The 1,946-nt window shown below is 56.3% G+C and carries 1 protein-coding gene and 1 pseudogene; one reads left to right on the top strand and one right to left on the bottom strand.

Annotated elements, in window-relative coordinates; translation table 11 throughout:
* Window positions 1–1,323 precede the first annotated feature (1,323 nt).
* A complete protein-coding gene (locus ACTXGA_RS24430; protein WP_443397313.1) occupies window positions 1,324–1,572 on the bottom strand; it encodes a hypothetical protein in 249 nt (82 codons plus the stop codon).
* 58 nt (window positions 1,573–1,630) lie between these two features.
* Here ACTXGA_RS24430 and ACTXGA_RS24425 point away from each other — a divergent pair.
* Window positions 1,631–1,946 (top strand): annotated as a pseudogene (locus ACTXGA_RS24425) (transposase); the annotation flags it as partial.

Below are 1,946 nucleotides of genomic sequence, written 5' to 3'. Positions count from 1 at the left end.
CTCAAAAATCCCATGTCGATCACTCCATATCTCCCCGACCAAATCCGTCGGGGCAACGTGTTCACATGGGTCAGTTCTCAGTGAAAATCTGGGGGGCTACCGGGTCACTTCTCAGCGGAAATCAACACCTCACGCGATTTGTGCAAAAAAAACAACGCGCAAGTTTAGGGCGTTTGCCACGGGGCCGGCAAGGGGATGCCAAAAACGCGTGTTCACAAAATGGAAGATCTGCCTTCAAACCAACCCAAACACGCCCGCCTCTCCCGTCGATCTCACAGCGCCGCAGATGACCTCTCTGCCCAAACTCCCTGTCACCCAGTCGCCCCGGGCAAACTGCTGCGCCTCCTCAGCAAGCACTGCCGCAACCTCAAGAGAAGATACAATTGTGGTTAACCAATTGTTTGAGGTTTCACTCTTTAGTGGCCCAGTAACAATTCCAAAGTGCATCCCAGTAGTCCGAAAGATCGCCGCTTACCGGATAGAATATAGGCAACACCGTGCAAGCTCAGTCCATAGTTCGCTCATTCCAAGAACGCCCGAATGCAATGAAACGACCGTCGCAGGCAGTGGCCAGCGAATTGCCATGTGCCGGAAACTGCCCGATGAAAGAGGCAGGTTCTTGCACAGCCGAAGATCCTTACTTCTGCCTCATGAATTTGCTTCACATGTCGGGCGCGTTTACCGAAGCGACGTCAGACGATGATCCCAAACGACAGGATCGCCGTGCCAGGTTTCCACCCTTGAGACTGGTATCTTCCATTTGCATTTGACCCTGCGTACTGGCGTCGCCAAAACCAATGGCCCGCCCATTCGCCCAGCTTTCCTGTTGTTCCCTCACGATGTCCCTAAGCGCCTTCGCGGTGTGCGGAAGCCCCAGAAGATCGCAAGCATGCGATACCGTTTGGCACCGAAGCAATAGGTCTTTGTCTTGCATGACGATTCCTTCTGCTGCGCCGAACCTACCCAAAAGTGTAGTTAAGGGGTTAATGACTGGTTAACCTTACCCTAGGGAGGGCTGTCCCGGCGGAAACGCGCCCAACCGACCTCGACAGCCATCCCACCACCAATTTTTTGGTCAACCCAAAGCCGAAAGAGACCGCACGAGTTTACGCAAGGCCCGGACCTCCTTGGTCCGCAATCCGTGCCGATAGTTCGGATGTGCAGGACCGCACGGCGCTCCGCCACCAGCGCCGTGCAAGCGGCAGACGTTCCAACCGTGCTTAGAAGGGCATTGGCAACGCTGCCCTGTCCCCTTGGCCGTTGCCGTGCATCGCGGCGCAGCCCGTAAGCGCTCCACAGGGTTCATGGGGTTAACGTCGCTTTTCATCGACACCCGCCCCCGTCGTGTGTGACATCGCCAACGATAGCCTGCCCGCCTTCATGCACCGTCACACGCTCCACACGGACAACCTGCTGCGCCTTGGCGCGGTGTTTCTTCAAGGCATCCATCTGCGCCAGGTACGTGCGGCTCAGTCGCGTCATCGACCGTTCATAGCTTTCCCTGACCATGTATCCCCCGCCGCCGGTCATCTTGGCCGCAACCACGGTCATCGCCACATGGGTCGCGGTCATCTTGGTCTTCCCCCACTGAAGTGGTCCTCCGCTATGTTTAGGTAAACGGAGGAAATACATGGCCAACAGGCGCCCCAAGCCCGAAGAGATTGTCACGAAGTTACGGCAGGTTGAGGTTCTAACGGGGCAGGGTATGCCGCGTCTGGATGAGATCCGGCAGATCGGTGTGACTGAACAAACGTATTACCGTTGGAAGAAGAAGTACGGCGGGATTAGCACGGATTAATTGAAGAAGCTGAAGCGTCTGCAGAAAGAGAATGAGCGACTGCGCAAGGCTGTTTATGACCTGACGCTGGACAAGCTGATCTTGGCGGAAGCTGCAAAGGGAAACTTCTGAGCCCCGCTCGCCGCCTCGCTTGCATTGATCGTGTTCG

Source organism: Antarctobacter jejuensis (genome assembly GCF_052266595.1).
Lineage (GTDB): Bacteria > Pseudomonadota > Alphaproteobacteria > Rhodobacterales > Rhodobacteraceae > Antarctobacter > Antarctobacter jejuensis.
Note: the sequence above shows the minus strand (reverse complement) of the source record. Positions and strands in the feature narration are given on the sequence as shown.

Bases quoted from the DNA above. Each gene is read 5' to 3' on its own strand.
- ACTXGA_RS24430 (WP_443397313.1), bottom strand. From the start codon at position 1,572: ATGACCGCGACCCATGTGGCGATGACCGTGGTTGCGGCCAAGATGACC.